32 protein-coding genes and 1 pseudogene are annotated in these 24,028 nt (G+C 67.5%); 11 read left to right on the top strand and 22 right to left on the bottom strand.

All coding sequences use genetic code 11. The features are described from left to right. Window positions 1-2 precede the first annotated feature (2 nt). A complete protein-coding gene (locus J2W78_RS23935) occupies window positions 3-662 on the bottom strand; it encodes a GlcG/HbpS family heme-binding protein (RefSeq protein ID WP_253374207.1) in 660 nt (219 codons plus the stop codon). Between J2W78_RS23935 and J2W78_RS23930 the strand changes: the two genes are divergently transcribed. Next, a complete protein-coding gene (locus J2W78_RS23930) occupies window positions 643-1,572 on the top strand; it encodes a LysR family transcriptional regulator (protein WP_253374206.1) in 930 nt (309 codons plus the stop codon). The genes J2W78_RS23935 and J2W78_RS23930 overlap by 20 nt on opposite strands. 166 nt (window positions 1,573-1,738) lie before the next feature. Then, on the top strand, window positions 1,739-2,353 hold the full coding sequence (locus J2W78_RS23925) for a putative quinol monooxygenase (RefSeq protein ID WP_209688095.1): 615 nt from the start codon (window positions 1,739-1,741) through the stop codon (window positions 2,351-2,353). On the opposite strand, the gene J2W78_RS23920 is transcribed toward J2W78_RS23925, so the two are convergent. From J2W78_RS23920 to J2W78_RS23890, 7 genes are all read right to left on the bottom strand, one after another. Then, the gene (locus J2W78_RS23920) at window positions 2,274-3,239 is read right to left on the bottom strand and encodes a hypothetical protein (protein ID WP_253374205.1); all 966 of its coding nucleotides are present in this window, start codon (window positions 3,237-3,239) and stop codon (window positions 2,274-2,276) included. The two genes, J2W78_RS23925 and J2W78_RS23920, sit on opposite strands and share 80 nt — an antisense overlap. Next, entirely contained in the window at window positions 3,239-4,258 is a 1,020-nt protein-coding gene (locus J2W78_RS23915; protein ID WP_253374204.1) for an ArdC family protein, read from the bottom strand. Before J2W78_RS23915 ends, J2W78_RS23920 begins: the two co-directional genes overlap by 1 nt. A 140-nt stretch (window positions 4,259-4,398) precedes the next feature. Further along, complete coding sequence (locus tag J2W78_RS23910; protein ID WP_209688094.1) at window positions 4,399-4,545, bottom strand: hypothetical protein; 147 nt, start codon at window positions 4,543-4,545, stop codon at window positions 4,399-4,401. Between the two features lie 311 nt (window positions 4,546-4,856). Continuing rightward, window positions 4,857-5,000 carry a hypothetical protein gene (locus J2W78_RS23905; protein ID WP_253374203.1) on the bottom strand — a complete coding sequence of 48 codons (144 nt, stop codon included), beginning with the start codon at window positions 4,998-5,000 and terminating at the stop codon, window positions 4,857-4,859. A gap of 172 nt (window positions 5,001-5,172) precedes the next feature. Then, a complete protein-coding gene (locus tag J2W78_RS23900; RefSeq protein ID WP_253374202.1) occupies window positions 5,173-5,514 on the bottom strand; it encodes a DUF736 domain-containing protein in 342 nt (113 codons plus the stop codon). Between the two features lie 360 nt (window positions 5,515-5,874). Then, entirely contained in the window at window positions 5,875-6,270 is a 396-nt protein-coding gene (locus tag J2W78_RS23895; protein ID WP_209688091.1) for a type II toxin-antitoxin system VapC family toxin, read from the bottom strand. Beyond that, window positions 6,270-6,518 (bottom strand): type II toxin-antitoxin system VapB family antitoxin, encoded by a 249-nt coding sequence (locus J2W78_RS23890; protein ID WP_209688090.1) that lies wholly within the window; start codon window positions 6,516-6,518, stop codon window positions 6,270-6,272. Before J2W78_RS23890 ends, J2W78_RS23895 begins: the two co-directional genes overlap by 1 nt. A gap of 41 nt (window positions 6,519-6,559) precedes the next feature. Here J2W78_RS23890 and J2W78_RS23885 point away from each other — a divergent pair, with 41 nt between their 5' ends. Then, window positions 6,560-6,814 (top strand): hypothetical protein, encoded by a 255-nt coding sequence (locus J2W78_RS23885; protein ID WP_209688089.1) that lies wholly within the window; start codon window positions 6,560-6,562, stop codon window positions 6,812-6,814. 43 nt (window positions 6,815-6,857) lie between these two features. On the opposite strand, the gene J2W78_RS23880 is transcribed toward J2W78_RS23885, so the two are convergent. Beyond that, window positions 6,858-7,457, bottom strand: a complete 600-nt coding sequence (locus tag J2W78_RS23880; RefSeq protein ID WP_253374201.1) for a methyltransferase domain-containing protein — start codon at window positions 7,455-7,457, stop codon at window positions 6,858-6,860. A gap of 73 nt (window positions 7,458-7,530) precedes the next feature. Between J2W78_RS23880 and J2W78_RS23875 the strand changes: the two genes are divergently transcribed. Then, entirely contained in the window at window positions 7,531-8,784 is a 1,254-nt protein-coding gene (locus J2W78_RS23875; RefSeq protein WP_253374200.1) for an IS701-like element ISMch7 family transposase, read from the top strand. Window positions 8,785-8,946: 162 nt separating this feature from the next. Next, window positions 8,947-9,713 (top strand): IS5 family transposase gene (locus tag J2W78_RS23870; protein WP_153876776.1). Its coding sequence is split into 2 segments (ribosomal slippage): window positions 8,947-9,262 and window positions 9,262-9,713, totalling 768 coding nucleotides; the frame shifts between segments, so codons are not numbered across the junction. On the opposite strand, the gene J2W78_RS23865 is transcribed toward J2W78_RS23870, so the two are convergent. Further along, window positions 9,706-9,846 (bottom strand): hypothetical protein, encoded by a 141-nt coding sequence (locus tag J2W78_RS23865; RefSeq protein WP_209688086.1) that lies wholly within the window; start codon window positions 9,844-9,846, stop codon window positions 9,706-9,708. The genes J2W78_RS23870 and J2W78_RS23865 overlap by 8 nt on opposite strands. 253 nt (window positions 9,847-10,099) lie before the next feature. Continuing rightward, window positions 10,100-10,270, bottom strand: a complete 171-nt coding sequence (locus J2W78_RS23860) for a hypothetical protein (RefSeq protein WP_209688085.1) — start codon at window positions 10,268-10,270, stop codon at window positions 10,100-10,102. 597 nt (window positions 10,271-10,867) lie between these two features. Between J2W78_RS23860 and J2W78_RS23855 the strand changes: the two genes are divergently transcribed. Beyond that, on the top strand, window positions 10,868-11,332 hold the full coding sequence (locus J2W78_RS23855) for a hypothetical protein (protein ID WP_209688084.1): 465 nt from the start codon (window positions 10,868-10,870) through the stop codon (window positions 11,330-11,332). A gap of 73 nt (window positions 11,333-11,405) precedes the next feature. Next, on the top strand, window positions 11,406-11,573 hold the full coding sequence (locus J2W78_RS23850) for a hypothetical protein (RefSeq protein WP_209688083.1): 168 nt from the start codon (window positions 11,406-11,408) through the stop codon (window positions 11,571-11,573). Window positions 11,574-11,819: 246 nt separating this feature from the next. Here the strand turns inward: J2W78_RS23850 and J2W78_RS23845 are convergent, their stop codons facing one another. Both J2W78_RS23845 and J2W78_RS23840 read right to left on the bottom strand, forming a co-directional pair. Beyond that, complete coding sequence (locus tag J2W78_RS23845) at window positions 11,820-12,206, bottom strand: hypothetical protein (protein WP_209688082.1); 387 nt, start codon at window positions 12,204-12,206, stop codon at window positions 11,820-11,822. Beyond that, window positions 12,203-12,745: a hypothetical protein gene (locus J2W78_RS23840; RefSeq protein WP_209688081.1), complete on the bottom strand. Its 543-nt coding sequence runs from the start codon at window positions 12,743-12,745 to the stop codon at window positions 12,203-12,205. The genes J2W78_RS23845 and J2W78_RS23840 overlap by 4 nt, the downstream gene beginning before the upstream one ends. Window positions 12,746-12,878: 133 nt before the next feature. On the opposite strand from J2W78_RS23840, the gene J2W78_RS23835 reads away from it, so the two are divergent. From J2W78_RS23835 to J2W78_RS23825, 3 genes are all read left to right on the top strand, one after another. Next, window positions 12,879-13,259: a hypothetical protein gene (locus tag J2W78_RS23835; protein WP_253374199.1), complete on the top strand. Its 381-nt coding sequence runs from the start codon at window positions 12,879-12,881 to the stop codon at window positions 13,257-13,259. A 44-nt stretch (window positions 13,260-13,303) separates the two neighbouring features. Then, window positions 13,304-13,765, top strand: a complete 462-nt coding sequence (locus J2W78_RS23830) for a thermonuclease family protein (protein WP_209688080.1) — start codon at window positions 13,304-13,306, stop codon at window positions 13,763-13,765. An 83-nt stretch (window positions 13,766-13,848) separates the two neighbouring features. Continuing rightward, window positions 13,849-14,271 carry a hypothetical protein gene (locus tag J2W78_RS23825; RefSeq protein ID WP_209688079.1) on the top strand — a complete coding sequence of 141 codons (423 nt, stop codon included), beginning with the start codon at window positions 13,849-13,851 and terminating at the stop codon, window positions 14,269-14,271. Between the two features lie 117 nt (window positions 14,272-14,388). Here the strand turns inward: J2W78_RS23825 and J2W78_RS23820 are convergent, their stop codons facing one another. Beyond that, window positions 14,389-15,156: an IS4 family transposase gene (locus tag J2W78_RS23820; RefSeq protein WP_253374257.1), complete on the bottom strand. Its 768-nt coding sequence runs from the start codon at window positions 15,154-15,156 to the stop codon at window positions 14,389-14,391. Window positions 15,157-15,209: 53 nt separating this feature from the next. On the opposite strand from J2W78_RS23820, the pseudogene J2W78_RS23815 reads away from it, so the two are divergent. Further along, window positions 15,210-15,320: pseudogene (locus J2W78_RS23815) on the top strand (IS6 family transposase); the annotation flags it as partial. A 173-nt stretch (window positions 15,321-15,493) separates the two neighbouring features. Here the strand turns inward: J2W78_RS23815 and J2W78_RS23810 are convergent. The 8 genes from J2W78_RS23810 to J2W78_RS23775 are packed head-to-tail and all read right to left on the bottom strand — an operon-like array spanning window position 15,494 to window position 23,678. After that, a complete protein-coding gene (locus J2W78_RS23810) occupies window positions 15,494-16,264 on the bottom strand; it encodes a FadR/GntR family transcriptional regulator (RefSeq protein ID WP_253374198.1) in 771 nt (256 codons plus the stop codon). A 17-nt stretch (window positions 16,265-16,281) separates the two neighbouring features. Next, window positions 16,282-17,769 (bottom strand): M81 family metallopeptidase, encoded by a 1,488-nt coding sequence (locus tag J2W78_RS23805; protein ID WP_209688069.1) that lies wholly within the window; start codon window positions 17,767-17,769, stop codon window positions 16,282-16,284. A gap of 24 nt (window positions 17,770-17,793) precedes the next feature. Beyond that, window positions 17,794-19,044, bottom strand: coding sequence for a Zn-dependent hydrolase (locus J2W78_RS23800; protein ID WP_209688068.1), 1,251 nt, complete (start codon window positions 19,042-19,044; stop codon window positions 17,794-17,796). Between the two features lie 23 nt (window positions 19,045-19,067). After that, on the bottom strand, window positions 19,068-19,781 hold the full coding sequence (locus J2W78_RS23795; protein ID WP_209688067.1) for an ABC transporter ATP-binding protein: 714 nt from the start codon (window positions 19,779-19,781) through the stop codon (window positions 19,068-19,070). After that, window positions 19,778-20,548 carry an ABC transporter ATP-binding protein gene (locus J2W78_RS23790; RefSeq protein ID WP_209688066.1) on the bottom strand — a complete coding sequence of 257 codons (771 nt, stop codon included), beginning with the start codon at window positions 20,546-20,548 and terminating at the stop codon, window positions 19,778-19,780. The genes J2W78_RS23795 and J2W78_RS23790 overlap by 4 nt, the downstream gene beginning before the upstream one ends. Further along, a complete protein-coding gene (locus J2W78_RS23785; RefSeq protein WP_209688065.1) occupies window positions 20,545-21,558 on the bottom strand; it encodes a branched-chain amino acid ABC transporter permease in 1,014 nt (337 codons plus the stop codon). The genes J2W78_RS23790 and J2W78_RS23785 overlap by 4 nt, the downstream gene beginning before the upstream one ends. 13 nt (window positions 21,559-21,571) lie before the next feature. Next, the gene (locus tag J2W78_RS23780; protein ID WP_253374197.1) at window positions 21,572-22,426 is read right to left on the bottom strand and encodes a branched-chain amino acid ABC transporter permease; all 855 of its coding nucleotides are present in this window, start codon (window positions 22,424-22,426) and stop codon (window positions 21,572-21,574) included. 28 nt (window positions 22,427-22,454) lie between these two features. Continuing rightward, window positions 22,455-23,678, bottom strand: coding sequence for an ABC transporter substrate-binding protein (locus J2W78_RS23775; RefSeq protein WP_209688063.1), 1,224 nt, complete (start codon window positions 23,676-23,678; stop codon window positions 22,455-22,457). Between the last annotated feature and the right edge of the window lie 350 nt (window positions 23,679-24,028).

Here is a 24,028-nt window from a genome sequence, read left to right as displayed (position 1 = left end):
CTTCAGCTCCAACTTGCGAAGGTCTTGGCCGCGAACTCGGCCAGGGACTGTTCGCTCTCTTCGGTGTCGCCGCTGACGGAGACGGCACCGACGAACGCGTCGGCATGCGTCAGCGGTACGGCCCCGCCGAGCGGGATCAGGCCAGGCAGATCGCCGAGCCAAGGCTTCTCTCGCGCCAGCTTGCCGAACGCCTGGAGCGGCGCCCGGAAACCGGCACATGATCGCGCCTTGCCGATCGCGGCATCGACGCTGCCGTGGAAGGCACCGTCCATCCGGTTGAACGCGACCAGATGGCCGCCGCAATCGACGACGGCGACGCTGACGGCGCAGTTCCGCTCGCGCGCCGCATCCACCGTCGAGGCCAGGATGCGGTTGGCCGTCTCGCGATCGACGGATCGCTGCGTGTTGAAGGTGCTGGTTTCGGCCATGGTGCGCCTTGCCTGTCGTTTGGAAGCGGCACGCGGCGAGGGACGAGACGGTATCGATCGCTGCATGTCGGGAGAACCGCCTCCGCCGCGCCGTCGTTGCAGGCCGTCTTCGCAATGCACAATCCTCGAAACGGGAAGAATTGACGGTTTCGGGTCGGGGCCGATAGCTCCGGCGTCACCCCCGATCTCGGGTCGTGCCGATTCGGAGCTTTCCGTGGTCAAGCTGAACAACATCCAGAACCTTCGGGTCTTCGACGCCGTGGCACGCGTCGGCAGCCTGACCCGCGCGGCCCGCGAGCTAGGCGTCTCCCTCACGCTGGTCTCGAAAAGACTGAAGGAACTGGAGGCGGAACTCGGTTTGCGGCTGGTGCAGCGCTCGACCCGCAAACTCGCGCTGACCGAAGAAGGGCATGTCTTCCTCGATCGCTGCCGCGACGTGCTGGATGCCGTCGCTGCGGCCGAGGACGTGCGTCTGCGGCAGACCGAAAGCGGCATCATCCGCATGTCCGCTGGCGTGGCCTTCGCCCATCGCCAGATCGCCCCGCGTCTTCCCCCCTTCCTCGACCGCCACCCGGACGTGACGGTCCAGCTGATGGCGAGCAACGAGATGGACGACCTGATCCAGCATCGCCTCGACTTCGCCGTCCGCCAGCTCGACCTCACCGACAGCGCGCTGGTGATGCGGCGGCTGGCCCCCGATGCGCGGATCCTGTGCGCCTCGCCGGGCTATCTCGCCCGGCATGGCGTCCCCGGCCATCCGCAGGACTTGCAGGATCATCGCTGCCTGACGATTGGCCTGCCGCCGCCGCGGCGATGGCCGATGTGGCGCGGCGAGGAGGCCGTCGAGATCGACGTCCCCAGCACCGTGACCGGAACGAGCGGCGAGATCGCCCATGCCGTCGCGCTGGCCGATGGCGGCATAACGCTGAAGTCCGTCTGGGATCTCATCCCCGACCTCCGCAGCGGGCGCCTGGTGCGGATTCTGCCAGAATGGTGGGGCAGCCGGGAGCGCTGGCTTCACCTGGTCTATCCCGCACGCCGCCACCAGCCCCGACGCGTGCGCGCCTTGATGGACTTCCTTCAGGTGGAACTGGCGCAGGTCGTGGAAGAGAATGCCGATCTCGGGCTGTTCGAGAACTCGTGAGCGTCGCGCCTTGCCGGTGTAAGGCCGGAGCAACGTGCAGACTTTCCGTTTTCGCAACAATCCCTTGCTGCGACTGCCAGGAACGATGCCCGGCTCGCCCGCTTGAATGCCCCGTCACCGCCCTCGATCCGACGAGGCCGAACAAGAATATGGAGGATGACGCGACATGACGAATACGCTCGACGCAGCCATCCGAAGCGCGGCCCTGGCGGGGACTGCCGACCCTCCTTCTCGCAGCGTCCCCGGGCGGGGCGGCGGCGGGGCGGCGTCCGCCAAGGACGCTGCGCCGACGCCGATCGAGTTCTATGCCTCGATCTCCGTCAAACCGGAGGCGATGGACGGGTTCCTGGCGGTGATGCGCGCGAACGCGCGCGCCTCGCGCGAGGAGGCCGGCACCGTCTCCTTCGACGCCTACCGCCGCGCGGACTGTGGCAACGAGCTGCTCCTGATGGAGCGCTGGGCCAACGAGGCCGCGGTCGAGGCACATGGCCAGACGCCGCACCTTCAGGCCGTCGTCGACCGCATCGAAAGCGACTTGAACGGGGCGCCGCAGGAGCTGCATCTGGTGCGCCTCTCGCCGATGGCGCCGGAAAAGCCGATCACGGACCCGGCCGCCACGCGCAACGTCGCCGTCACCCTCCACGTCAAGCCGGAGAAGCGCGAAGCCTTCCAGCAGGCTCTTCTGGACGTGGTCGAGCCGTTCAACGCGATCTGGGCGGAATCCCTTGCCCGACCGCTCGGCGAAGGTCGGCGCCTTCTCTCGGACGCCGCACCGAGCTGAGCCGTCGCGCTGGCGCGCGACCGCCGAACGATCGCCCCGCGGCACCGCCCCGTGCCGGACATGGACGCTTGGTGCCGGAGCGCCGCCGTCCCCGGCGGCGCCCGCACCCTTTCCAGATCCCGCCACCAATCCGGAGACCCCGCATGACCGCCCGCCGCCGCGACGTTCTCCTGTCCGCAGGCGCCTTCCTAGCCGCCGCCACGCTTCCCGGCCGTGCCGGCTCCGCCCAGGCGACCGGCGCGGCGGGCGGGCCGCCCGAGGTCGTCCTCTCCGGCGGCTTGGTCGTCAGCATGGATCCGTTGGTCGGCGATCTCGAACGGGGCGACGTGCACGTGCGCGACGGCGCGATCGTGAGGGTCCCCGAGCCGAGATTGCCGCAGAACAGGCGCTCGTCGGCGCCGGTGGTCTTCGGGCCGCCGCCGACCGTGCGCTGGCCGATCTGCCGGAAGGCCTCGGCGAAGCTCGCCGGGTTCGGCGTCGTCCGGGGGGTGAATGTGTGCCGACCGCCCCACGGAGGCCGAGCCGGATCGATCCGGCCGGTGGCGATCTCGTGCAGCAGGGTCCCGAGGTAGCTCGGATCGGCCGGATATGGGCAGACCCGCCACAGCGCCCGGATCGCCAAGCGCTGGGCGGTCGGGTGCGCGAAGAGACGGGCGCGGGTCCGGCGCCAGCCGTCGGCCCGCTGCCGGCGGCTCTCCTGCTGCTGGCGCTCCCATTGGCCGGTACGCCGCACCATCTCGACGTCGACGTCGAGCTGGCGCTCGGCGATCGCTTCGGCGAACAGGGGCAGCGCCGCCTGCTCGCGGACTTGTTTGCGCCGGTACGCCGCGCGTTTGCGCGACGTGTCCTCGAACGGCGTCGGACGCGGCCAGCGCTTGAAGCGCATCACGCCGCCTCCTGCAGGGGCGCCGTCTCGTCCTCCGGCCCATCCTCCTCGATCTGTTCGCCGACACCGGCCGGGGCGAGCTCGGGCGGCAGGCGGCCGAGCAGCCAGTCGGCCGAGCGGCTGGCAAGCCCCGCCGCCTGCACGATGGCGCGGGGATCGGAGCGCAGCACCTCGAGCCAGGACGCGATGTAGTCGGCGTGGCGCACCGTCGGTACGATGCCGAGGCTGGCGCAGACGTAGGCTGCCGAGATCTCGGCGACGAGCTCCTCGCGGGCGTGCCCTTCGCTGCCGTAGCGGCCAGTGAAATCGCGGGCGAGCCGCGAGGGATGGCCCGTCGCGTGGCTCATCTCGTGCGCCGCGGTCCTGTGAAAGTTGATCGGCTCGTGGAAGGCCTGCGGCGGCGGCAGCACGATCGCGTCGTCGGATGGGCGGTAGAACGCCATCTGGCCACCCATGTGGATGGTCAGGCCGCTCGCCTCCATCAGGGCACGGAAGCGCGGCTCGATCAGGTCCTCGCGCGGCGGCGGGGGCGGCAGGTAGAGGTCCTCCGGCAGGCCGTCGCACTGCGCGGCGTTGAACACCCAGTACTGCTTCAGGAACGCGATCGAGCGCGCCTCCTCGCCCGCCTGCGAGGCCCGCGCACGCTCCTGCTCGGGTGTGAAGCGATTGGCGTAGACGACCGGGGTGCCCTTCTCGCCGCGGCGGACGCAGCCGCCGAGGGAGAGCGCCTGGCGGAAGGTGAGCCAGCGCTGGGTCGGGTAGCCCATGGCCATGCCGCTTCCCCACAGCAGCATCACGTTGATCCCGGAATACGCCCGGTCGGTCTGGGCATTACGCGGCATCCCGACCGCGGCGGTCCCCGGCAGGTCGCCCCACGGCTGCACCCACGGCACGCGGCCCTGTTCGAGCTGGGCGATGATCGTGTCGGTGATGCGCTGGTAGAGATCGACGCGCGGGGCTGGAGTGGCCTCGGTGCGGCGGGCAGCGGCTTTCCGGGAGGAGGAGGGGCGGCGGGCCATCGGCGGTGCTCTCGCGACGGGCGCCGGAGCCTCTCTCCAGCCTGATCTCCCGTCACGCAGCGCAGCGCCCCCTCTCCCTCTGAAGGGCAGCGCCACGCGGAAGGGTGAGCGGGGAAGGCGCGACGCCGGGGGGAATCCGCCTATCCCTGCCTGGGGCTGGAATGATCGAACACGGGCAGGTCGAACGTCGTCGGCTCCAGCTCGGTGTCGAAGAGGATCCAGACGGCGTCCTGCGCGTGCGCGGCGCGCAGCACCGCGACGAGGGAGGCGGGCAGCCCGTCGGGCATGCCGGCGCCGACGATGCCGGTGTGGATCCAGCAACCGTGGCTGTGCGGATCGACGATCAGCGCGTGCCAGGGATCTTCGGCGTCGTAGGCCGCCCCACCCGGCCGGCCGGGACCGGTCTCGGCGACGTCACGTAGTTCTCCGGCTCGAGGTACTGAACCGAGGCCGGGCAGAAAAACAGGCAGATGGTCATGGAAGGGATCTCACGACGGCTGCCGGAAACCATCTCTCCGGACACCGAACCGTCGCGAAACTCAGCCCTGTCTCCAGCTCTTCGGCGCCCCGCCCAGCGGTGCGAGGCGCCAGAACCCGATTAGGTCAGCTTGATGAGGGCTGCAAGCGCTGCAAACCCGGCCACGAAACCGGCCGCGACGATGCCGCCGAGACGCACCGTCATCTGGAGCGTCTGAAGCTCCATTGCCGTGCGCAGATCTTCCTTCGTGACGAGTTCGTGCATGATGAACTCCCGGGCCGCCTCGGCATGGGCCTCTGCCTATTCGGCAGGGATACCAGCCGTGCGCAGGGTCTTGGAATATCCGAGTGTGTCAAACGCGTAAGCCATTCCGATGTTCTCCGCTTGATCCTGAACCCGCCCCGCCCGTCGGGGCGGGGCGCCGAGGCTCCGGGGCTCAGTCCCGGCGGCTCTGCTGGCGGCCCTGCTGGCGGCCCTTGGAGCGGCTCCAGATCGCCTGGAAGGTCTTGCCATCCTCGGCGGCGAAGAGGTTGGCGAAGAGCGGGGCGGGCAGGCTCGGATCGTCGATCTTGAGGGAGATGTAGTCGCGCTGCTCCTGCGAGCGCTTGGCCCAGCCGGCGCCGATCTCCGCCTTGCCGAGGTAGATGCGGTGCGTGGGCGCGTTCTCGCTGTCGCCAGTCGTCTCGACGATCGTGACCCGCTTGGCCTGGATCGTCAGGGTCGCGATCTCGCCGGTGAAGCCGTTCTGGGTCCGGGTGAAGGTGCCGATGGTCGCCATGGTGAGGTCCTCTCTCGCTTCGGAGCCGCGCCCTCGCGGCCTCGATGGCGGTCGTTGAGCCGGAGGCGGCCGGCGCCGCACCAGCGTGCTGGCCGAAGCGCAGCGGAGGACGGCAGGGGGCCGGGTTTGTTGTTCCGCGAGGAGCCGCCCGCAGGGCGGCGGGGAAGAAACCCGGGATCCCGCCGTTGCGGTAGTCCGGCCGAGGCGAAGCCGTCCCCGGTTAGACCAGCCGATCTCGAGAGGCCGCAGGGCAGCGGTTCGTGCGCGGGGGTTCGAGGACAGCCTGGCGTCCCCTGGCCCGCCGGACCGACCTGACACGCGCTCCGGTCGATGACGCTCGCTCCGAGCTCCCAGCCAGGATCACGCCGCCTCGATGTCGGTCCGCGCGAAGCCGTCGCCCTTGTAGAGCAGCGGCAGCCGGTAGTAGCGGGCACAGGCATAGGCGAGGCAGTCGCCGAAGTTGAGGGCAGCCGGGTGCCGTCCCTCGCCGTAGCGATCGTAGGCGTCGAGCGCGCCGTCGGTGACGCTGGCGGGCACGCTGACCACTTGGATGCTGGCGAGCGCCAGATACGCCTGGAGCGCCTCCCTGGCCTCCGGGATCGGCAGGCCGAGGCTGCGGGCCACCACGACGGTGTTCGCCCATACCGCGGGCGGCGTGGTGATGCGGCGCGGCGCCCGCTGGAGGCGGGCCACAAGAATCCGCGCCTCGGCTTCGTCGGTGAGGATCGCGATCAGCGCGGAGGCGTCGACGAACATCAGCGGCCTTCGCCGTAGAGGCTGTCGATGAGCGCCTTGTCGACGGGCTGTCCCGGCCCGGAACCGGCGCGCTGCTTCAGTTGGCGCACGAAGGCGACCGACTGCTCGACGAGATCGGCCTTGCCTTTCTCGCGGGCGATCTCATTCTGAAGCGCCTGCCGGACTGCTTCGGTCTTGGTGCTGCGCGCCAACGCCGCGAGCTCATCGGCCAAAGCATCGACCTGCGGATCCTTGACGTAGAGCGGCATGAATATCCCGCGCGGGCCGAAAGGCTCGAAAGGGTAGAGCAATGCCGAGGTGGCCCGCCGACCAGCTTCTCCGGCACGGCCCGGAACTCCCGCTGGCGGAGCAGGTCCGGCGCTACCAGCACAACATTCGCACGATCCGGGAGGTCGGCTGCGTGGTGCCGCGCTCGGCCTATGTCGACACGCTCGATCCGGTCGAGATCGAGATGTGGTTCGTCGACAGTGCGGAGAGGAAGCACCGACTGAAGGCGGCGATCCAAGGCTTGGCCGCCCTGCCGCCGGAGCCCGAACCGGAGTGAATGGAGGCCTCGGCCGAAGGCGGAGCAATTATAGATTTGACTTCTATCGCTTACGCGCGACGATGGCCTGCATCCGGTCGATGGTTACATCTATCTCGACAGAGAAACCTATCGTGCGTAATTCACTAGAGATCGATGATGGAACAAGACGGATCTTTCGATAGCTGCTTTTACGAAGATGCCATCCATTGTTCGAACGGAGATAAACAAGATCGTTTACTACGACATGCTCGGGCTCATACAGCAGCGCGCATAGCATAATACGCCGGTCGTCTGCGCGCACTGGTATAAATCGGTCGGCACCGGTCAGCTCAACCGAGAAATCTCGAAACGTCAGTGCGAGCCGGCCATTGGGACGTAATGTGTGGTAGGCATCGTGCAACAGCTTCGACACATCGGCTCGATCATCAAGGTGGGTGAGTGTATCCCCCATGCAGACAATGGCGTCGGCACCCTCTGCACCAACGATTGACTTAAATTCACGCAAGTCTGCAAGTTGAGCATCGATGGATCGACTGCCGGTAACAGACTTTAACTCATCAAGCAGTGCCTGACTTGTATCTAAAGCAATAACTGATTGGCACCCAAGATCACATAGAGCCGCTGCTCGATAACCTGGACCGCAGCCAAGATCGAGAGCCACGCCTTTCGACACGGCTAGCATTACAGTTGCAGGGTAAGACTCCTATTTGAGGGTTTTCGGATGGGAGAGTGCGATGCCCTCAGCCTCGCTCGAGCCCACGCTTGAACTCTGGTCGACGACCCTGCGGCAGACCAAGCAGCGCATCCGCCCGCTGTTTGCCGCCCCGAGTGTCGCCGCCTCGGCCAACGCCTTCCTGGACGGACTGCTCGGCGGTGAGCGGCGCAAGACCGGCTGGATGCGCGCCGAAGCTGCCGGTGACCCGGGTCCCTGGCGTCAGCAGGCCATCCTCGGTCGCACACACTGGGATGCAGAGGCGCTGCGCGACGTGGTGCGCGACGTCGTCGTCGAGACGCTCGCTTCACCGGATGCGGTTCTCGTGATCGACGAGACTGGCTTTCTCAAACAGGGCAAAGCCTCGTGCGGGGTGGGCCGGCAGTACACGGGCTCGGCCGGCAAGATCACCAACTGCCAGATCGGAGTGTTTGCCTCCTACGTCTCGGATCAGGGCCATGCCTTCATCGATCGCCGGCTGTACCTACCCAAGGCTTGGACTGAGGATCCAGCCCGGCTGCGAGCCGCGCATGTGCCCGAGGCTGTCGCGTTCGCCACCAAGCCGAGATTGGCGCTCGCTATGATCGAGCGGGCCGTCCGGGCAGAGGTGCCGTTCGCGTGGGTAGCGGCCGACAGCATCTACGGCGTGGGCGAGATCGAACTGGCGCTGCGGCGGGCCTACAAGGGCTACGTGCTCGGCGTCACCGGTCAGCATCGGTTCTGGTCCTGGGACGCAAATCTCGACCTTGCGGGCACCGCCGAGGACATCGCCAAGGGTATCCCCGACCAAGACTGGCTGCGCCTCTCGGCCGGAGCGGGCACCAAGGGAGCGCGGCTGTTCGACTGGGCCTATCTACCGCTGGCCACACTCCGGGCTGACGCGCTCGACGCCGCGCTCGATCAGAGCTTGTGGACGCGCGGCCTGCTGGTGCGGCGCAGCCTGTCGGATGGGGCGCTGGCGTACTTCACGACTTGGTGCCCGGCCGGTACCCCGGTCGAGAAGCTGGTGATGGTAGAGGGCCGCCGCTGGGCGATCGAGGACGCGTTCGAGACCGCCAAGACGGAACTCGGGCTGGCCCACAACGAGAGCCGTTCGTGGCACGGCTGGCACCGGCACGTCAGCCTGGTGATGCTGGCCTTCGCGATGCTGGCGCGGGTGCGCCGGCTGGCCAACGGGCCACCCCCAAAAACGACGCTCATCGCCAAGCTCGCAGGTGCCGTGGTCCATTCAGGAGATCCGGCGCGTGGCGATGCGGCTGGCGCAACGGCGCATTGAACCCGCCTTCGTGCTCGCATGGTCAGCTTGGCGACGCGCCCATCAAGCTACCGCTCGACAGGCCCATCTCAAAGCGCGAATGCAACTGTAATGCTAGGGTCTGTCGTCGCCTGAACGTCCTGGGAGTGTGAGCGTTTTCCGTCCTCTGGATGGAGCGGGCTGATGCTGAACGACGCGCAGTGGGCGGCTCTAGAGCCGCTGGTGCATGCCTGCCGGCCGAAGGCGAAGACCCCGCCGCAGGACCTGCAACGCACGCTCTCGGCCATCCTGTGGCGGCACCAGAACGGGGCCAAGTGGCGCGCCATTCCAGACGAGTTCGGGCCGTGGTGGCGGGCGGCGCAGATCTTCATCCGCTGGGCGCGCGCCGGGGTGTGGGAGCGCCTGCTCGCCCTGGTGCAGGAGCGCGGCGTGCAGCTCGGCATGGTGTTCCTCGACGGCACCAACATGCGGGCGCACCAGAAGGCGGCAGGTGCGGCCAAAAGGGGGGATCTGCGACCGAGCGAGACGGTCGTGAAGCGCTTGGCCGGTCTCGTGGCGGGTATGGCACCAAGGCCTGCGTGATCGCCGACGGCGCGGGCCGCGCCGTCGCCTTCCGCCTCGCGCCGGGACAGGCGCACGAACTGCCCCACGCCGTGCCGTTGCTCGACCAGTTGCCCGGCGTGCCGCTGTGGGTCGTGGCCGACCGCGGCTACTCCAGTCACGGCTTCCGTCAGCACATCCGCGACGTGGGCGCCAAGCCGGCCGTCCCCACCAAGCGCAACGAAGCACCCACCCGCTGCCCGGACTGGATCTACACCAACCGCAACCGCGTCGAGCGCCTCTGGGCGCGGCTGAAGGAATGGCGGGCGGTGGCCACCCGCTACGAGAAGACCGCCGCCAGCTTCACAGGCGTCCTCTGCCTCGCCGCAGCCTGCGATTGGATCAAGTGACAACAGGCCCTAGGAAGCCAAGCACCTCCAACAACTTGCGCTGCTCCGCAACCTTGTCCAAAAATGTCATTCCACTCATCCATAAATAATGACTGGCTAGCAAATCTTCGTAGTGGCGCTGAACTTCGCTCATGAGCGGTGCTCCATGGATCAGATTGTCGGCTCGCGGCTATCGACGATCTCCGTCTCTTGTCCAAGCCCATGGGACGGGGAGGCCCGACGACATGCACGACGGGCGAAGGCTCTGCCGCGGCAACGAACCGATCCCGTCCTGCTCACCGACTGAAGAGCACGGTCCAGGGGCAGGCCGCCCTGCCGCGTGAACCCGAGGCGGATTGAGCAAAGGCCTCGGCCGGGGCAATCCCCCGGCCCGGCGCACGCCGCTCTCATTCGCCGTGGGGGTCGAACTCGTGGATCACGCTCGCCGGGTCGCCGTCGAACTCGTCGCTGGGCATGACGCCGTAGCCGCCGTCGGTGACAAAGAGGGTGACGCAGACCATCAGCGACTGGGCCAGGTGGTAGGCGCTGCTGCGGGCGAGGGTGAGATCGTGCGCCATGGTGCGGCTCCCGTCCTGCGGCGGGGACCGTCCCCGCTCGACAGGCGCCCGAGCGGAGCGGACCCCTTGAGGGTTGATCGTGGAAGGCCCCGGGAGTGACCAAGGGTCAGCGCCGATCAGAGCGGGGTGGCCCCTGCACGACGCGCCGAGGTATGCGCCGTCGTCGGCCTCTCGTGATGTCGTCGCCAGCGTTGCCGGATCTGAGCGGGTCGGGCATCTCTCGGATGGAGCGCCAGAGCTCTGTTGCCGTCACGATGGCCGCGAAGGCTTGGTGGCGGGGGCGATCCCTCGCGCAACCAAGCGTGGCAAACCGCAGCTTCGGACTGGATCGCGTCCGCACGAGCGCCTACGATCCGGTCAGGGTGGTACGCGCCGCCCTGGGGCGTGGAAACCCCTTGTCTGACGGTATGGCGCCGGCCGTGACGGCGCCGGATTCCTTGACCTTCTTGGTCGGGGAGCCTGCGACGCATGTCCAGGCGCCCCGCTGCTAAAGGTCGTAGGGACCGTTCAGACACGGTTTTCCAACTCCCCGACTATGGGTGGTCGAGTCTCGTTAGCGGGGGCGCACCGCGGACACGGGCCTGCAGGGGTGGTTCGATGCACCGCCCGCACGATCGCGAAACCCTGGAAGCGCGGACGATCGAGGCCCAGCGCCTCTACATCAAGGCCCTCGTCGAGCTTGAACGGGTGCAGGACGGGATCGATGAAGGGTCGCGGATCGTCACCCATGGCGACCTGATCCAGGCCGAATGCCTGCTCGCCGAGCGTCGTTTCGCGCTCGTGGATCTGCTGAGCGAGCTCGGCTACACGCCGAAAGGCTTCACCGCCAAGCTGCCGCGCAGGTCAGGCAAGGGCGGCCACCGGCTGGACGCGACGTCCGATCCGGACATCGCCGCTCTGCGCCTCTGCTACCTCGCATGGCGGGGCAATTCCGTCTCGGTGGACACCGGACGGTCGATCCGCTCGATGCTCAACCTCGGCAGTGTCCTGATCCTGCTCGGAGCCCTTTCCGAAGAGGACATGGCGGCGGAGGAGCCGAGCGGAGAGGCCATCCCCAACTGACCCCTGCGAGGCGGGGATGTGCTGGCTGCGCCAAGCGCGGGACCGTGCGCGGGTCCGGGCAAGAGCCCGGATCATGGTCGCGCGCTATGGCGGCCCGGCCTACTGGCTGGCCCGGGATCGGGCTCGGGCCGCGCGCGGCGCGGATGCGGCCCGGGATCGGTTCTGGGGGAAAGTGGCCGTCGAGATCGCCCCGCTCGACGGTCGGGTGATCGGACTCGGGACCGGCGAACGCTGGCGCTAGGGCCCGGCCCCGCAAGAGGATCGGCGCGCCCCTCGTTCGAGGAGCGCGCCGTAAGTCGGTTCAAGTCTTGGGACAGAACGAGAGCGGATATAGGTAGATTTCTGCCCTCAAGCTACATTTATCAGTCACTTCCGGCACCATTATCACGCAATTAATTTGCGCATCATGCCTTTGGATTGTTCATGTCGTCATTCTATTTTCATTTAGTTCAGAATGCAGCAACGGGAGACGTAAGGCCGCCAGTCCTCACAAATCGAGGTCCTGTTGGAGGAAGCGGGCCGGGATGTCCTCCTCCCTGCCCTGCCAAGCGATGCGTCCATCCTGCCAAATCGTGACGAAGCCGCCGCTGCGAGGGATCGGGGGCGGCGGAGCCGCCTCGAAGTTGTCGCAGCCGAACTCGGCCGAGGTGGCCGAGAAGGGCGGCCGGGGATTGTTGCCGACCAAGACGCGGTCGCAGGCGCCCGTCGGCCGCCGGACGCGGCGGCGGGACAGACCGAGGTGGAACCACTCGTAGGCCCGCTGCTCCTCGTCCGAGGGCGCCATCCAGTGCCGGCAGTGCTTGCACCGGCCGGGGCGCGTGTCGGCCGGCTCGTCGAGGGCCGGCCCGCCGTTGTGCCCGACGCGAGCGGTCATGATCGCCCTCCCCGCTCCGAGGCGGCCTCGATCAACCAATGTCGAAGATCTCGCCGCATCAAGCCGATCGGCCCGTTGATGACGGTGATGCGGGCGTCCGGCCGGACGCAGCCCATGGTGACGAAGCCCGCCACGAATGCCTGCATGACGTCGAGGTAGAGCCGTCCACCCACCAGCGCGACATCCTCGAACGGCTCGGCGCCATACCCTGTCATCGAGGCGATCTCGGCGCCGGCGTGCATGCCGCAGGTGTCGGGCCGCCGCGGCGAGGGCGGGCGCGGCCATCGCGTCGTCACGCCGCCGGCGATCATCCGCTCGGCGAGATCCTGGGTCAGCCGCGCGTCGTAGTCGGCGATCGGCGTCGCCGCGTCGCGGAAGCCGTAAAGCGCCGACAGGAATGCGACCCGGGCCCGCCGGCCCTCCGGGTCGGCGGCGCGCAGGGTCCGCCACAGCGGGCCGTCGTAGCGCGCGAGTGCCGGGATGCGGTCGGGATCGGGGCGCTTGGTTGCCGAGCAGGCAAGGACGAGAAGACGGGGCACCGGCTTAGCTTTCGCGACGGGCACCGGAGCCTCTCTCCGGTCGATCATCCCATCGCGAAGCCCCTGGCCTCCTCCGACTCTTGAGCCCGGTCCCAGTTAGGACCGGGCGACCGGCCTGAGGTAAGGGGCCGGGATGTCAGCTCCCCACCCCGTCGCCACCGACCCTGCACCGAATTTTCACTCCTGGCGCGACCGCATCGAGCGCATGAACCCGGCGACGTCCCCCTGCCCCGGCCTGCATGGCGAGACGTGGCAGAGGGTCCACGCGGCGATGCTCGACTTCCTCGAGCGCTTCGGAGCGGAGGCGGTGGATCTCGGCTGGAGCGAGCTCGACCTGTTCGGGATCCATCCCACGGTCGGCACCGTCCGGGTGGACCATTGTGGTGCCCTGGTGCTGGGCGGGCGCACGGTGCAGTGGATCAATTCGACCCGGATCGGCTTCGGCGACCTGACCTACTATCGCGACACACCCGGTCGGCCGCGGGACATCCCGATCTGGGCTTATGGGGGCTGAGGCGATAGGCCGGGCGCGAACACCGCGAGCGTGAGGGAACTGCGATGAGCCGTCGGATGTGGGCCGTGCTGGGGCTGGCCGTCGGCTGTATGAGCACGCTGGCGAGCCGGCCGGCGTCGGCCGAGCGGTTCGATGGCGACCGCCTGATCGTCATCGACGGCGATACCGTCGCCCTCCCCTGCGCCGTGCCCGTGCGCGGCTGTGCCGAGAAGGTCCGTTTGAGTGGGATCGACACGCCGGAGGTGTCTCGGCCGCGCTGCGAGGCCGAGCGGATCGCTGGCCTGAAGGCGAAGGAGCGCTTGGCCCGCCTGATCCGCGGACAGGCCGTCGAGCTGGCGCGCGCCGGCGAGACCGATCGCTACGGCCGGACGCTCGGGACGTTGCGGGTGCCAGCGGGAGAGGTCAGCGCGATCCTGATGCGGGAGGGCCTGGCGGTGGCCTACCGGCCGGGCCGGAAGGCTTGGGAGGAGCGGGCGGATCACTGGTGCCGCTCGGATCGGCGCTGAGGAGCCGGGCGACCGAATTCCGAGGGACGACGAGGCGCCGGGGGGATTCCTCGGACTCTCTGCCGTGCTAGCGTGGCCGGACCGTGCCGATCCGCCCCGAACACCGCCACTTCTACCCGATCGACTGGCCGCAGCTCTCGGCGGTGATCCGCTTCGGCCGTGCCGGCGGGTTCTGCGAGCGCTGCGGACGCCCGCATGGGCGGGTCATCGTCTGCGTCGATGACGGGAGCTGGTACGATGCCGACGGCGGCGTCTGGCGCTCGGGCCGGGGGCGCATTCTGCGGCGCATGCCAGACCTGGCGAGTGCCCGGCTGACCCGGCCGATCCTGGCCGCCTGCCACCGCGAGCACGACACCAGCCGCAACGGCCCCGCCGATCTCGCCGCCTGGTGCCAGCGCTGCCACCTGGAGCACGACCGGCCGGAGCACATCCGGCGGCGACGCCTGACCTTCCTGCGCCGCCGGGCGCTGGGGGACCTGTTCCTCGGGCTGTATCCGGTGCTCTGATGACAGTCGAATCCGACAGGTCACGCCTAGCCGCGCTGATCGATGGGAAGGACCGTGCGCTGCTCGCCGCGTTCCTGCGCGACGAGGGGACCGACTTTGCCCTCAAGCGGCTTCCTATTACCCACATCCTGGTGATGCTCGGGCGAACGTGGCACCGAGCATGATGTCGGCGAGCCGGGCGAAGCCGCGCCACATGACGAGATTGCCGGGCGGCGGGTCCCGTGAGCGGGCGAGGTAGCCGCCGAGGCGCGCGACCTTCACCACGTAGGCCGAGAGAGTTCGCCCGCCGGCCGCCCGATCGGGGACGAGGCGATCGAGCAGCGCGATCTCGGCAGCGGTGACGGCCAAGCGCGGGTCCGCACCCGGCGCCGCGCGGCCCACCATGGTCGTCCAGAACACCCGCCACGCCAGGATGCAGAACACCGCGATCAGCTTGACGAGGCGCTCGGCCGTGCGCAGCCGTGCATCTTCGGCGCGGCAGCCGGTCTTCAGGATGTGGTGGAACACCTCGATCTTCCACCGCCGGGCATACCAGCGCAGTTTCTCGACGGCTTGGTCGGGATCGTCGACGGGCAGGTCGGTGATCAGCCGCCAGTCGATCGCGGGGCGGTCCTTCGGCGTCCCCGGCTCGCGGGCGTGGAGGACGGTGAGCGACAGCGCGGGATAGCATTTTTGCTTGCCGATCGGCGGCGGCACTGTGATGCGGCGGTAGCGCAGTTCGACCGCGGCCGTGCCGAGCCGCCCCGCCCGGTCGCGGACCTCGACGCGATGCAGGCCCTGGACGGCGACCTCGCTCATCGCGTCGGTGATCGTGTGCCGACCGTCGCCGGCCAGCCGGTCGACGCAGCTGCGCACTATGAAGTGCGTGCCGAGGCCGTGGGCCAAGCAGAACAGCTCGTAGATGTCGCTCTCGCGGTCGCCGACGTGGACGCAGCGGCTCGGCGCGCCGAACAATCCAGGGCTTCGAGGCCATGCTCTGGCTCCTCAAGGGCTTTGGGTTTGCCGGCGCGTGGAGTGTGCGCGAGCGGAATTGGTTGCTCGGGCTCTAGCTCAAAGTAGGGATAGATGTGTTACATGGTGTCGACGCCGTCAGAGGCGGATAGAACGCTACCGAATTTTACAGTTGACGTTCGGCCGAGCTGCAACAAGCCGGGTTCTCAGAACCAATTGATCTCCCAGCCTTAACTATGAAAATTAGTCTAAGGTTATATTTGAACAGCGATTATGCCCGATCTGGACTGGACGAGCTTAGGAGATCCTCTCGAAACTTTGCGTCGAGACGCTGCATGAAGTGCTCAGCACAGCACATGTGTTTGTGCATTTCAACGCTGACCGCATCTGCATCCTCCGCGCGTAAGGCAGTGACAAGTGCCCGATGGCTGGCAACGTTGTGACTTCCAAAGGCTTCGTGTTCAACTAGGCTTTCACTGCGAAACTCAACCAAGTCGCGTAGCAGGCTGTTTAGGAACCGACACATAAACACTAGCAAGTGATTATCACTTGCATCACATAACATGTCGTGAAAATCGACCTCAATAATACGGCCAATCCTGCGCTGACCGCTCGTGTTAGCTGCCTCGCACTCTGCAATATTTGCCTCCAGACGTTGGAAGTCATGAGGCTTCAAGCGCCCGATCACGCTGATGCTCAGCGCTACCTCCAAACTGCGGCGTAAGGCGTAGACATGGGCAAAATCAAGTTCCTGGAAGTGGAAGAAGCGACGCAATTGTTGTGCGGCGGCATCAGTGGAGATCGGGCGGATTTCGGCGCCGCCATTCGGACCGGACTGCATCGCCACAAGGCCCTGGACCTCGAGAGCCTTCAGTGCTTCTCGGATCGTCCCCTTAGCGCAGCTATAATGCTCCATCAGGGCACGTTCGTTCGGCAGGCGGTCACCCGGCAGCAAACGGTCGCGGGCGATGCGCCTACACAGGTCCTCGGCAATCTGGTCGGAGAGTTTGATGCGGCGCATCGGCGCCGGGTTCTGCTTCATCCTTGGACCGGGCGCAGTCATTGCGGATTCCAGGCCACGTTTTGGTCCAGAGGAAAGATCGGGCGGGCGAGCTTCTCGAACGTGAACAGCCCGTAGTCGGAACTGGTTACGCCGCGGCTCGCGCACTCCACGACGGTACATGCGATTGGCTCGAAGACGGGTCGACAGTACATCCGCGATTTTAGGATCAGGACTCGTGCCGTGGCCGGGTTGATTCCGCAAGCGGTGAACACGCCGAGGTCCCATGGCTCGTGCGGCTGCTCACTGACAAGGATGCGGGCCCTCCCCGTATCGATCACCGCCGCCCGGCCCATGCTGCAGCGCTGTCCCGTATAGGTCGGGCCGGTGATACGATATTCGCCGTCGCCGACCGCTGCCACGGTGCCGGCGACTGTGAGGGGCAACCTAGGGCCGAAACCCGGCAGGGGGACGCGATTGCCGATCTCCAGTTCGACCCGGGCGCCGACGCCGGCCGCGTGCAGGATGGAGACGGCGCGGGGGTCGCAGATCGGGCCGGCAACGATGCCCTCGAGGCCGGCCTCGAGGGCGTTGGCGAGCACGTCCATCACGTCGCAGGTGCCCCCCGACATGCAGTTGTCGCCGTGGTCGAGGAGAAGCACCGGGCCGTCGCCCGGCCCGGCTAGCGCAGCCTGTGCCGCTGCGATGGACTCGGCCAGGGGCGCCTCGTCATAGACGAAGCTTTCGCGGTTGCCCCAGAGCCCTGCGGCGAGGTCTCGGGCTGCCTCGTCGGCGGCCTCCTGACTTTCCGCCGTGACCGTGACGGAGACACCGGTCTCGGCGAGATCCGCAAGGGAGAAGCCGCCGAAGATCGTGGCCGCCAGTACGCCGGGACGGGTCTCGACTGTCTGAGCCGCCAGGACGGCGTCTCGCATCGGTCCCGCCACGCGGGTGTCCATGCGCAGGGTGTGGGCGAGCATCGGAGGATGTATCCAGGCCCTAGCCGGCCGTAGCCCCTCGTCGAGCATTCGTCCGACGATGCCGGCCACGCGCTCGCCGGTCTCGGCCATGTCAACGTGCGGGTAGGACTTGAAGCCTGCCAGCACGTCGCAATTGTCGACCACCCGGCCGGTGATGTTGCCGTGAAGATCCAGAGCGACCCCGATGGGCGTGCCGGGCGCGATTTCGCGGATGCGGGCGAGAAGCTCGCCCTCCCCGTCGTCGTGGCTCTCGGTCACCATCGCCCCGTGAAGGTCAAGGAGGATGGCGTCGCAGCCGGGGCGGATCGCCTCGAGAAGCGCGGCGCAGAGCGCCTCGAAGGCGGAGTCCGCCACGGGTCCGCTCGGATTCGCTTGAGCCGACACCGGCACCGAAACGACTGCCCCGCGCGCCTGCGCGAACCGAATGAAGGCGCCTAGCGCCGTGGAGGCGTCCCGCCCGGCCGCCAGGGCATCATCCCCCCAGAGCGGATTGAAGCTGGTAAGCGGGGTCGCGAGGGGCGAGAACGTGTTGGTCTCGTGGTTCACCCTGGCTGTGACGATACGCATGAACGCGCCTTCTTGAGCGGCGCATCAGGCCGCCGAGCTGCTTGTGCGGGAATCATAGTCGAGCACGGCGTCGAGGAGAACCTGTGCGCCGGCCGCGCATTCCGATGGCGTCGTCGATTCCGCCGGGTTGTGGCTGAGGCCGCCGGCGCTCGGCACAAACACCATGGTGGTCGGCACGAGGCCCGCCAGATGCGCCGCGTCGTGGCCGGCGCCCGAAACGATATCGCGGGTGGCGTGCCCGCCCTTATCGGCCGCGCGCCGCACGGAGGCGATGCAGTCGAGATCGAAAGCGACCGGGGCGGTCCGGGCAATGGGACGCAGCTGCGAGGCGAGGGACAGGTCGCTGGCGATGCTGTCGAGCACCTCGCTCATGGCCGCCTCCATGGCGTCGAGCACGGCGTCGTCGGGGTGGCGCAGATCCACGGTGAGAAACACGTGGCCGGGGATCACATTGTGGGAGTTGGGCGTCACGCAGAGGTGGCCGACCGTGCCGACGGCGTCGGGGGCGTGCGCGTGCGCCGCGGCATCCACCGCTTCCACGAGGCGCGCGGCGCCGAGGAGCGCATTGCGCCGCATCGCCATCGGGGTCGAGCCGGTATGGGCGGACTGCCCCTCCAGGGTAACCTCGTACCAGCGCATGCCCTGCACGCCCTGCACGACGCCGATGGTAGCCCCTTGCGCCTCCAGGATCGGCCCCTGCTCAATATGGAGTTCGAACATCGCGCCGAACGGCACGGAGCCCGGTGCCGCCACGCCGCGATAGCCGATGGCGTCGAGCGCTGCGCCGAAGCAGGTTCCCGCCGCGTCCTCACGGGCCTCGGCCCAGTCGCCGGCATAGATGCCCGCATAGACCCCAGAGCCGAGCATGGCGGGGGCGAAGCGCGCGCCCTCCTCGTTGGTCCAGTTCACCAGCAGCAGCGGCGCCTCGGTGACGTAGGCGGCCCCGTCCAGGGTGCGGAGCACCTCGAGCCCGGCGAGCACGCCGAGCACACCGTCGAACCTGCCGCCGGTGGGCTGGGTGTCGAGGTGGCTGCCGAATGCGATGGGCTTCAGGTCCGGGTTCCGGCCGGGGCGCAGGGCGAACATGTTGCCCACCGCATCCACCGTGAGGGTGCAGCCGAGCGCTTCGACCTGGACCCGGAGCCAGTCGCGCACTTGGCGGTCCTCGTCGCTCAGGGTCAGGCGGGCAATGCCGCCGTCGGAAGTGGCACCGATGGCGGCGGTCTCGGTCAGGGTGTCCCAGAGGCGCTCGGCGTTGATGGTGAGGTTCGACATGGATGTCCTGGGTTCGCTGCAGTTCACGCCGCCTTGACGCCGAGGAAGCGGTCGCGCGCCGCCTCGTCGGCCATGAATTCGCCATTGGCGGCCGCGTAGGCGACGCGGCCGAGTTCGAGGATGTAGTGGCGGTCGGCCAGCGCGGTGCAGACGGCCAGATTCTGCTCCACCAGCAGAATCGGCACGCCCGCCGCCCGGATGGCACGGATCTGCGTCACGATCTCCTCCACGATGACGGGGGCAAGGCCCTCCACCGGCTCGTCGAGCATGAGGAGCTTCGGTCCGCTCAGGAGCGCGCGGGCGATGGACAGCATCTGCTGCTCGCCTCCTGAGAGCTGCGCGCCCCCGTTGCGGCGGCGCTCCTCCAAGCGTGGAAACATCGCGAAGATGTCCTTGAGCGCCCAGGGCGAGCCCTTGCGCTCGGCGATGGCCAGGTTCTCCTCGACGCTGAGCAAGCTGAAGATGCCGCGATCCTCCGGCACGAGGGTGAGGCCGGCCCGGGCGATGCGGTGGGCGGGCCAGCCGGCGACCTCGGTGCCCTGAAAGCGCACGCTGCCCCAGCGCGGGGTGATGAGGCCGCATATGGCCTTCAGGGTCGAGGTCTTGCCAGCGCCGTTGCGCCCGAGCAGGCAGACGATCTCGCCGTCCCGCACCTCCAGGCTGACGCCCTGGAGGATATGGCTCTTGCCGTAGAAACCCTGGACCCCGTCCAGGGCGAGGGCGATGGGGCCGCTCATGGCACGAGGTCTCCCGTGATCATGTTGCCGAGATACGCCCGGCGCACCTCCGGGTCGTCGCGGACCCGGCCCGGCGGCCCCTCCACCAGCACGCGGCCGGCCCGCATCACCGTGACGGTGTCGGAGATGTTCATCACAATGCCCATGTTGTGCTCGATGAAGAGCACGGTGTGGTCGCGTCCGAGGTCGCGAATCAGCACCGTCATCGCCGCAATGTCGTCGATGCCCATGCCGGAGGTCGGCTCGTCGAGGAGGATGACCTTCGGCGCCGCCGCCATCGCCATCCCGACCTCGAGGCGCCGCTGCTGGCCGTGCGACAGTTCGCCGGCCGCGCGCAGGGCCACCCGTGTGAGGTCGAGGCGCTCCAGCATCGCCTCGGCCATGGCCAGCGCCGGCCGGTTGGCTTCGGTCCGGCGCCAGGGGGGCAGCGCCTGCCAGGGCGTCTTGCCCTGCGCTGCCAGTCGCAGGTTCTCGCGCACGCTCAGGGTGGGGAACAGGCTGGTGACCTGGAAGGAGCGGGCGAGGCCGAGGCGCACGCGCTCGTGGTCCGACGTGCGGGTGATGTCCCGGCCGCCTAACGTGATGCGCCCGCCCGAGGGCGCGATCCGGCCGGTCAGCGCGTGGAACAGCGTGGTCTTGCCGGCCCCGTTCGGCCCGATGATCGAGTGGACGCTGTTCTCGGCGATGCGAAGGGTTACGTCTTGCAGGGCGACGAAACTGCCGTAGCGGACGCCGAGCGCTTCGGTGGCGAGGAGGGGCGCACTCATCGGGCGACTTCCGGTGCGTGGGCGACGGGGGGGGGCGTTACGACCGGCCGGGCCGGGTCGTCGGGCGGGGGCGCCTGCGTCACCAGGGCGATGGCGCGCTCGATCAGGCCCCAGAGGCCGCGCTGGAGGAACAGCGTGATGACGATGAGCAGGAGGCCGAGGGCAAGGAGCCACCGCGGCCAGATCTCCGAGAGGGCGTCGGCGGCCAGCAGATAGGCCCCAGCGCCGAGCAGCGAGGCGAACAGATTCGCGCTGCCGCCAATGATCGTCATGATCAGCAGGGTCTCGCTGGTGTGGTAGTCGATGTTGGAGAGGGGCGCGACGCCGATCAACATCGCGTGGAGCGCGCCGGCAAACGCGGTGACCGCGCCTGAGATCGCGAAAGCCGCGACCTTGAAGGCCCGCACCGGGTAGCCGATGGCGCCTGCCCGGGCCTCGTTGTCGCGAATGGCGAGCAGGGTTCGGCCGAAGGTCGACAACGCCACCCGCTGGAGTGCTGCGAAGAGGACGAGAAAGAGCACCGCGACGTAGGCGTAGTAGGTCCACGGATCGGTCAGGCGCGTGCCGACCAGGGTCGGGCGCGGAATGTCGAGGAAGCCGTTGTCGCCCCCCGTGATGCCGCTGAACGTGTAGGCCAGGAAGTAGAACATCTGCGAGAAGGCCAACGTCAGCATCACGAAGTAGACGCCCTGGCGGCGGATCGAGATCCAGCCCACCACCGCCGCCACGAGAGCGCCTACGCTCAACGAAACCGCAAGCATCACGGGGGCCGGCAGCCCGGCCCGGACAAGGCCGAGGCCGGCCACGTAGCTGCCGATCCCGAAGAAGATGCCCTGGCCGAAGGAGAGGAGGCCGGTATAGCCGAGCAGCAAGTTGCAGGCAGCGACCGCCAGCCCAAAGATCAGGATCTCGCTGGCGAGGGTGCCTGAGCGCATAACGAGCGGCAGGATCAGCACGGCGGCAGTTGCAAGGCCAAATTGGACAAGGGGCCGGTCGAGGACGGGGATCATAACAGATTTCTCCTCAGGCCCGGCCGAGCAGGCCGCGCGGCATCGCCATGATGATGCCGGCCATGCCAAGATAGATCACGAGGCGCGCGCCCTCGGGCCAAAGCGTCGCCATCAAGCTCTGAGCGACGCCCACTAGGATGCCGGCGGCGAGCGCCCCTGCGTAGCTGCCCATCCCGCCGATCACCACCACCACGAAGGCGATCCCGAGCGCCTCGACGCCCATGAAGGGCTCGACGCCCCGGATCGGAGCCGCGAGCGCACCGGCGAGCCCGGCGAGCCCCGCACCGAGGGCGAAGACGGCCGTGTTGATGCTCAACGTATCGTAGCCGAGCAGCGCCATGTTCTGCGGCGATTCTGATCCGGCCCGCACGATGGCTCCGAGGCGCGTCCGATCCAGGAGCCACCACAGGGCGGCGGCGAGAATCACCGTGAAGCCGATCACGAAGAGTCGGTACTCGGGATAGATGAAGTCGCCGAGGATCATGACGCCGCTCAGTTCGTCGGGCGCCACTACGTTACCGCCGAGCGGCCCCCAGACGATGATGACGAGTTCCTGCACCACGAGCGCGAGCCCGACGGTGACGAGGATGTGGAAGGTGTGAGGCAGCTTGTAGACCCGGCGTAGGAGCAGCCGTTCCGTCATTCCGGCAAGCGCCGCGACGATCACGGCCGCCATAGGCATCGCCACCCAGAAACTCAGACCCCGCTCGACCCCTTCGTAGGCCAAATAAGCGCCGAGCAGGTAGAATGCCCCGTGAGCGAAGTTCACGAATTGCAGCAGCCCGAAGATGATGCTCAATCCTACTGCTAGCAGGAAATAAAGCAACCCAAGTCCGACGCCGTTCAGGATCTGAAAGAGATAGGTCACGCAAGGTCCTAATGTTGGACTTCAACACTCACCCTTGCTGCATCTTGCAGCCGGCAGCTTCGGGAGAAAGGAACGACTTGCCGGCATTTACGACGTTGGCAAAGTCGTCCTTATCCTTCATTGCGGACTTCGCCTTGCCCTTCAGCAGGTAGTAGTCCTTGATGACCTGGTGATCGGCGGCACGAATCTCCTCATGCCCCGTCAGTCCAGAATAGCCGAGGCCCTCCAGAGCTTTGATGACAGCAGGACCTTCCGCAGAGCCGGCCTTCGCGACTGCGTCGAGGAGCAGCTTGGTGATCTGGTAGGAGCCGGCGAAGGAGTAGTTCGGCGTCATCTTCGCGCTTTCACGGAGCTTTGACACCAACTCCTTGTTGAGGGGCGAATCGATGCCGTGCCAGTACTGCGCTCCGAAGTATACGCCCTCGCACAGGTCTGCTCCCAGAGCCTCGAATTGCTCCAGGCCTGAAGCCCAGGCCAGCACAATGGTCATGCGCTTCTTGAGGCCGAAGCTGACGGCCTGACGGAGCGCATCCGAAGATTGCGAACCAAAATTGAGGAGCAACAGCACGTCGGGCTTGGCTGCGATGGCATTGGTCAGGTAGCCGCTGAATTCCTTCTCGGCCAGCGAATGGTAGCTGTTGCCGACATGTTCGATGCCCTTCTCCTGGAACACCACCTTGGCGGCGCTCAGCAGGCCCTCGCCGAACACGTATTGCGGTGTGATGGTGTACCAGCGCTTGGCCTGCGGCATCTGCTCGATCAGCGGCCGCACGGTCTGCGCGATAGCCCCGAAGGTCGGCACGCTCCAGCGGAAGGTGCCGCGGTTGCAGTCCGAACCGGTGATCTCGTCCGCCCCCGCCGTGGTGATGAAGACGCCCTCAGACTTCGTCGCTTCCTTGCCCATCACCAGGGCTTCCGATGATAGAATGCCGCCGGCGAACAGACGCGTTCCCTGCGCCATGGCCTCCTGCAGCTTGCGAGCTGCCGGTGCCGGCTTGCCCTCGGTGTCGATGTCCGTGACCACGATCTTGCGCCCGAGCGCCGCGGCAGCCTTCCGGGCGGCAAACGCAGCGCCAAGGGATGCGAATTTGCCGTTGGCGGCGAAAGCTCCGGAGATGGGCAGCGGTGCCCCGATGACGAGAGGCCCATCGGCCGCGCGGGCACTTCGCAGCAAACCAGGAAGCGCGACGCCGGAAACGGCGCCGGCACCGACAACCAAGGAACCCTTTAAAAATGCGCGACGATCTTGCATCCCACCTCCCTCGAACTCTGAATTTTATGAAATGATTCGAACTATACGCATAGAATGATGTTTGCTCCGCTCCGTCAAGCGGGGAGGCTATGTATGGCACCCCAGTAGTATGAAATTTGAGCGATTGCTCTGATTTCAGGCACGGTCGCCCTTGCAGGCGGCAAATCCGAAAAAATCGGCGTCAAAACAAATATAGCATCCGCTTTTATCAATACGGCACGGGCGTTCCGATTGGCGCCCGAGCCGAACTGCCGGGCTACGGTCGTGGCGGCCGAAGGTGGCATTCCTTCATTGCCTCACCCACTCCGGGATCAAAGGTGCCGAAAAGTTCAAAGTGGTTCGTATTGATT

It is taken from the genome of Methylorubrum extorquens, assembly GCF_024169925.1.
GTDB classification, from domain to species: Bacteria; Pseudomonadota; Alphaproteobacteria; order Rhizobiales; family Beijerinckiaceae; genus Methylobacterium; species Methylobacterium extorquens_A.
The sequence above is the reverse complement of the archived record's forward strand: the minus strand, read 5'-3'. Positions and strand labels throughout refer to the sequence as shown.

Excerpts from the sequence above, each read along its gene's own strand:
- J2W78_RS23900 (WP_253374202.1), bottom strand. The coding sequence starts at position 5,514 with ATGGCGACCATCGGCACCTTCACCCGGACCCAGAACGGCTTCACCGGC.
- J2W78_RS23805 (WP_209688069.1), bottom strand. The coding sequence starts at position 17,769 with ATGCGTATCGTCACAGCCAGGGTGAACCACGAGACCAACACGTTCTCG.
- J2W78_RS23890 (WP_209688090.1), bottom strand. The coding sequence starts at position 6,518 with ATGCCGCTCTACGTCAAGGATCCGCAGGTCGATGCTTTGGCCGATGAG.
- J2W78_RS23920 (WP_253374205.1), bottom strand. The coding sequence starts at position 3,239 with ATGCGCTTCAAGCGCTGGCCGCGTCCGACGCCGTTCGAGGACACGTCG.
- J2W78_RS23845 (WP_209688082.1), bottom strand. The coding sequence starts at position 12,206 with ATGACCGCTCGCGTCGGGCACAACGGCGGGCCGGCCCTCGACGAGCCG.
- J2W78_RS23835 (WP_253374199.1), top strand. The coding sequence starts at position 12,879 with ATGTCAGCTCCCCACCCCGTCGCCACCGACCCTGCACCGAATTTTCAC.
- J2W78_RS23865 (WP_209688086.1), bottom strand. The coding sequence starts at position 9,846 with ATGAGCGAAGTTCAGCGCCACTACGAAGATTTGCTAGCCAGTCATTAT.
- J2W78_RS23875 (WP_253374200.1), top strand. The coding sequence starts at position 7,531 with ATGCCCTCAGCCTCGCTCGAGCCCACGCTTGAACTCTGGTCGACGACC.
- J2W78_RS23915 (WP_253374204.1), bottom strand. The coding sequence starts at position 4,258 with ATGGCCCGCCGCCCCTCCTCCTCCCGGAAAGCCGCTGCCCGCCGCACC.
- J2W78_RS23810 (WP_253374198.1), bottom strand. The coding sequence starts at position 16,264 with ATGAAGCAGAACCCGGCGCCGATGCGCCGCATCAAACTCTCCGACCAG.
- J2W78_RS23860 (WP_209688085.1), bottom strand. The coding sequence starts at position 10,270 with ATGGCGCACGATCTCACCCTCGCCCGCAGCAGCGCCTACCACCTGGCC.
- J2W78_RS23850 (WP_209688083.1), top strand. The coding sequence starts at position 11,406 with ATGGTCGCGCGCTATGGCGGCCCGGCCTACTGGCTGGCCCGGGATCGG.
- J2W78_RS23925 (WP_209688095.1), top strand. The coding sequence starts at position 1,739 with ATGACGAATACGCTCGACGCAGCCATCCGAAGCGCGGCCCTGGCGGGG.
- J2W78_RS23910 (WP_209688094.1), bottom strand. The coding sequence starts at position 4,545 with ATGCCCGACGGGCTGCCCGCCTCCCTCGTCGCGGTGCTGCGCGCCGCG.
- J2W78_RS23830 (WP_209688080.1), top strand. The coding sequence starts at position 13,304 with ATGAGCCGTCGGATGTGGGCCGTGCTGGGGCTGGCCGTCGGCTGTATG.
- J2W78_RS23790 (WP_209688066.1), bottom strand. The coding sequence starts at position 20,548 with ATGAGTGCGCCCCTCCTCGCCACCGAAGCGCTCGGCGTCCGCTACGGC.
- J2W78_RS23895 (WP_209688091.1), bottom strand. The coding sequence starts at position 6,270 with ATGTTCGTCGACGCCTCCGCGCTGATCGCGATCCTCACCGACGAAGCC.
- J2W78_RS23905 (WP_253374203.1), bottom strand. The coding sequence starts at position 5,000 with ATGCACGAACTCGTCACGAAGGAAGATCTGCGCACGGCAATGGAGCTT.
- J2W78_RS23855 (WP_209688084.1), top strand. The coding sequence starts at position 10,868 with ATGCACCGCCCGCACGATCGCGAAACCCTGGAAGCGCGGACGATCGAG.
- J2W78_RS23800 (WP_209688068.1), bottom strand. The coding sequence starts at position 19,044 with ATGTCGAACCTCACCATCAACGCCGAGCGCCTCTGGGACACCCTGACC.
- J2W78_RS23795 (WP_209688067.1), bottom strand. The coding sequence starts at position 19,781 with ATGAGCGGCCCCATCGCCCTCGCCCTGGACGGGGTCCAGGGTTTCTAC.
- J2W78_RS23775 (WP_209688063.1), bottom strand. The coding sequence starts at position 23,678 with ATGCAAGATCGTCGCGCATTTTTAAAGGGTTCCTTGGTTGTCGGTGCC.
- J2W78_RS23885 (WP_209688089.1), top strand. The coding sequence starts at position 6,560 with ATGCCGAGGTGGCCCGCCGACCAGCTTCTCCGGCACGGCCCGGAACTC.
- J2W78_RS23935 (WP_253374207.1), bottom strand. The coding sequence starts at position 662 with ATGTTGTTCAGCTTGACCACGGAAAGCTCCGAATCGGCACGACCCGAG.
- J2W78_RS23785 (WP_209688065.1), bottom strand. The coding sequence starts at position 21,558 with ATGATCCCCGTCCTCGACCGGCCCCTTGTCCAATTTGGCCTTGCAACT.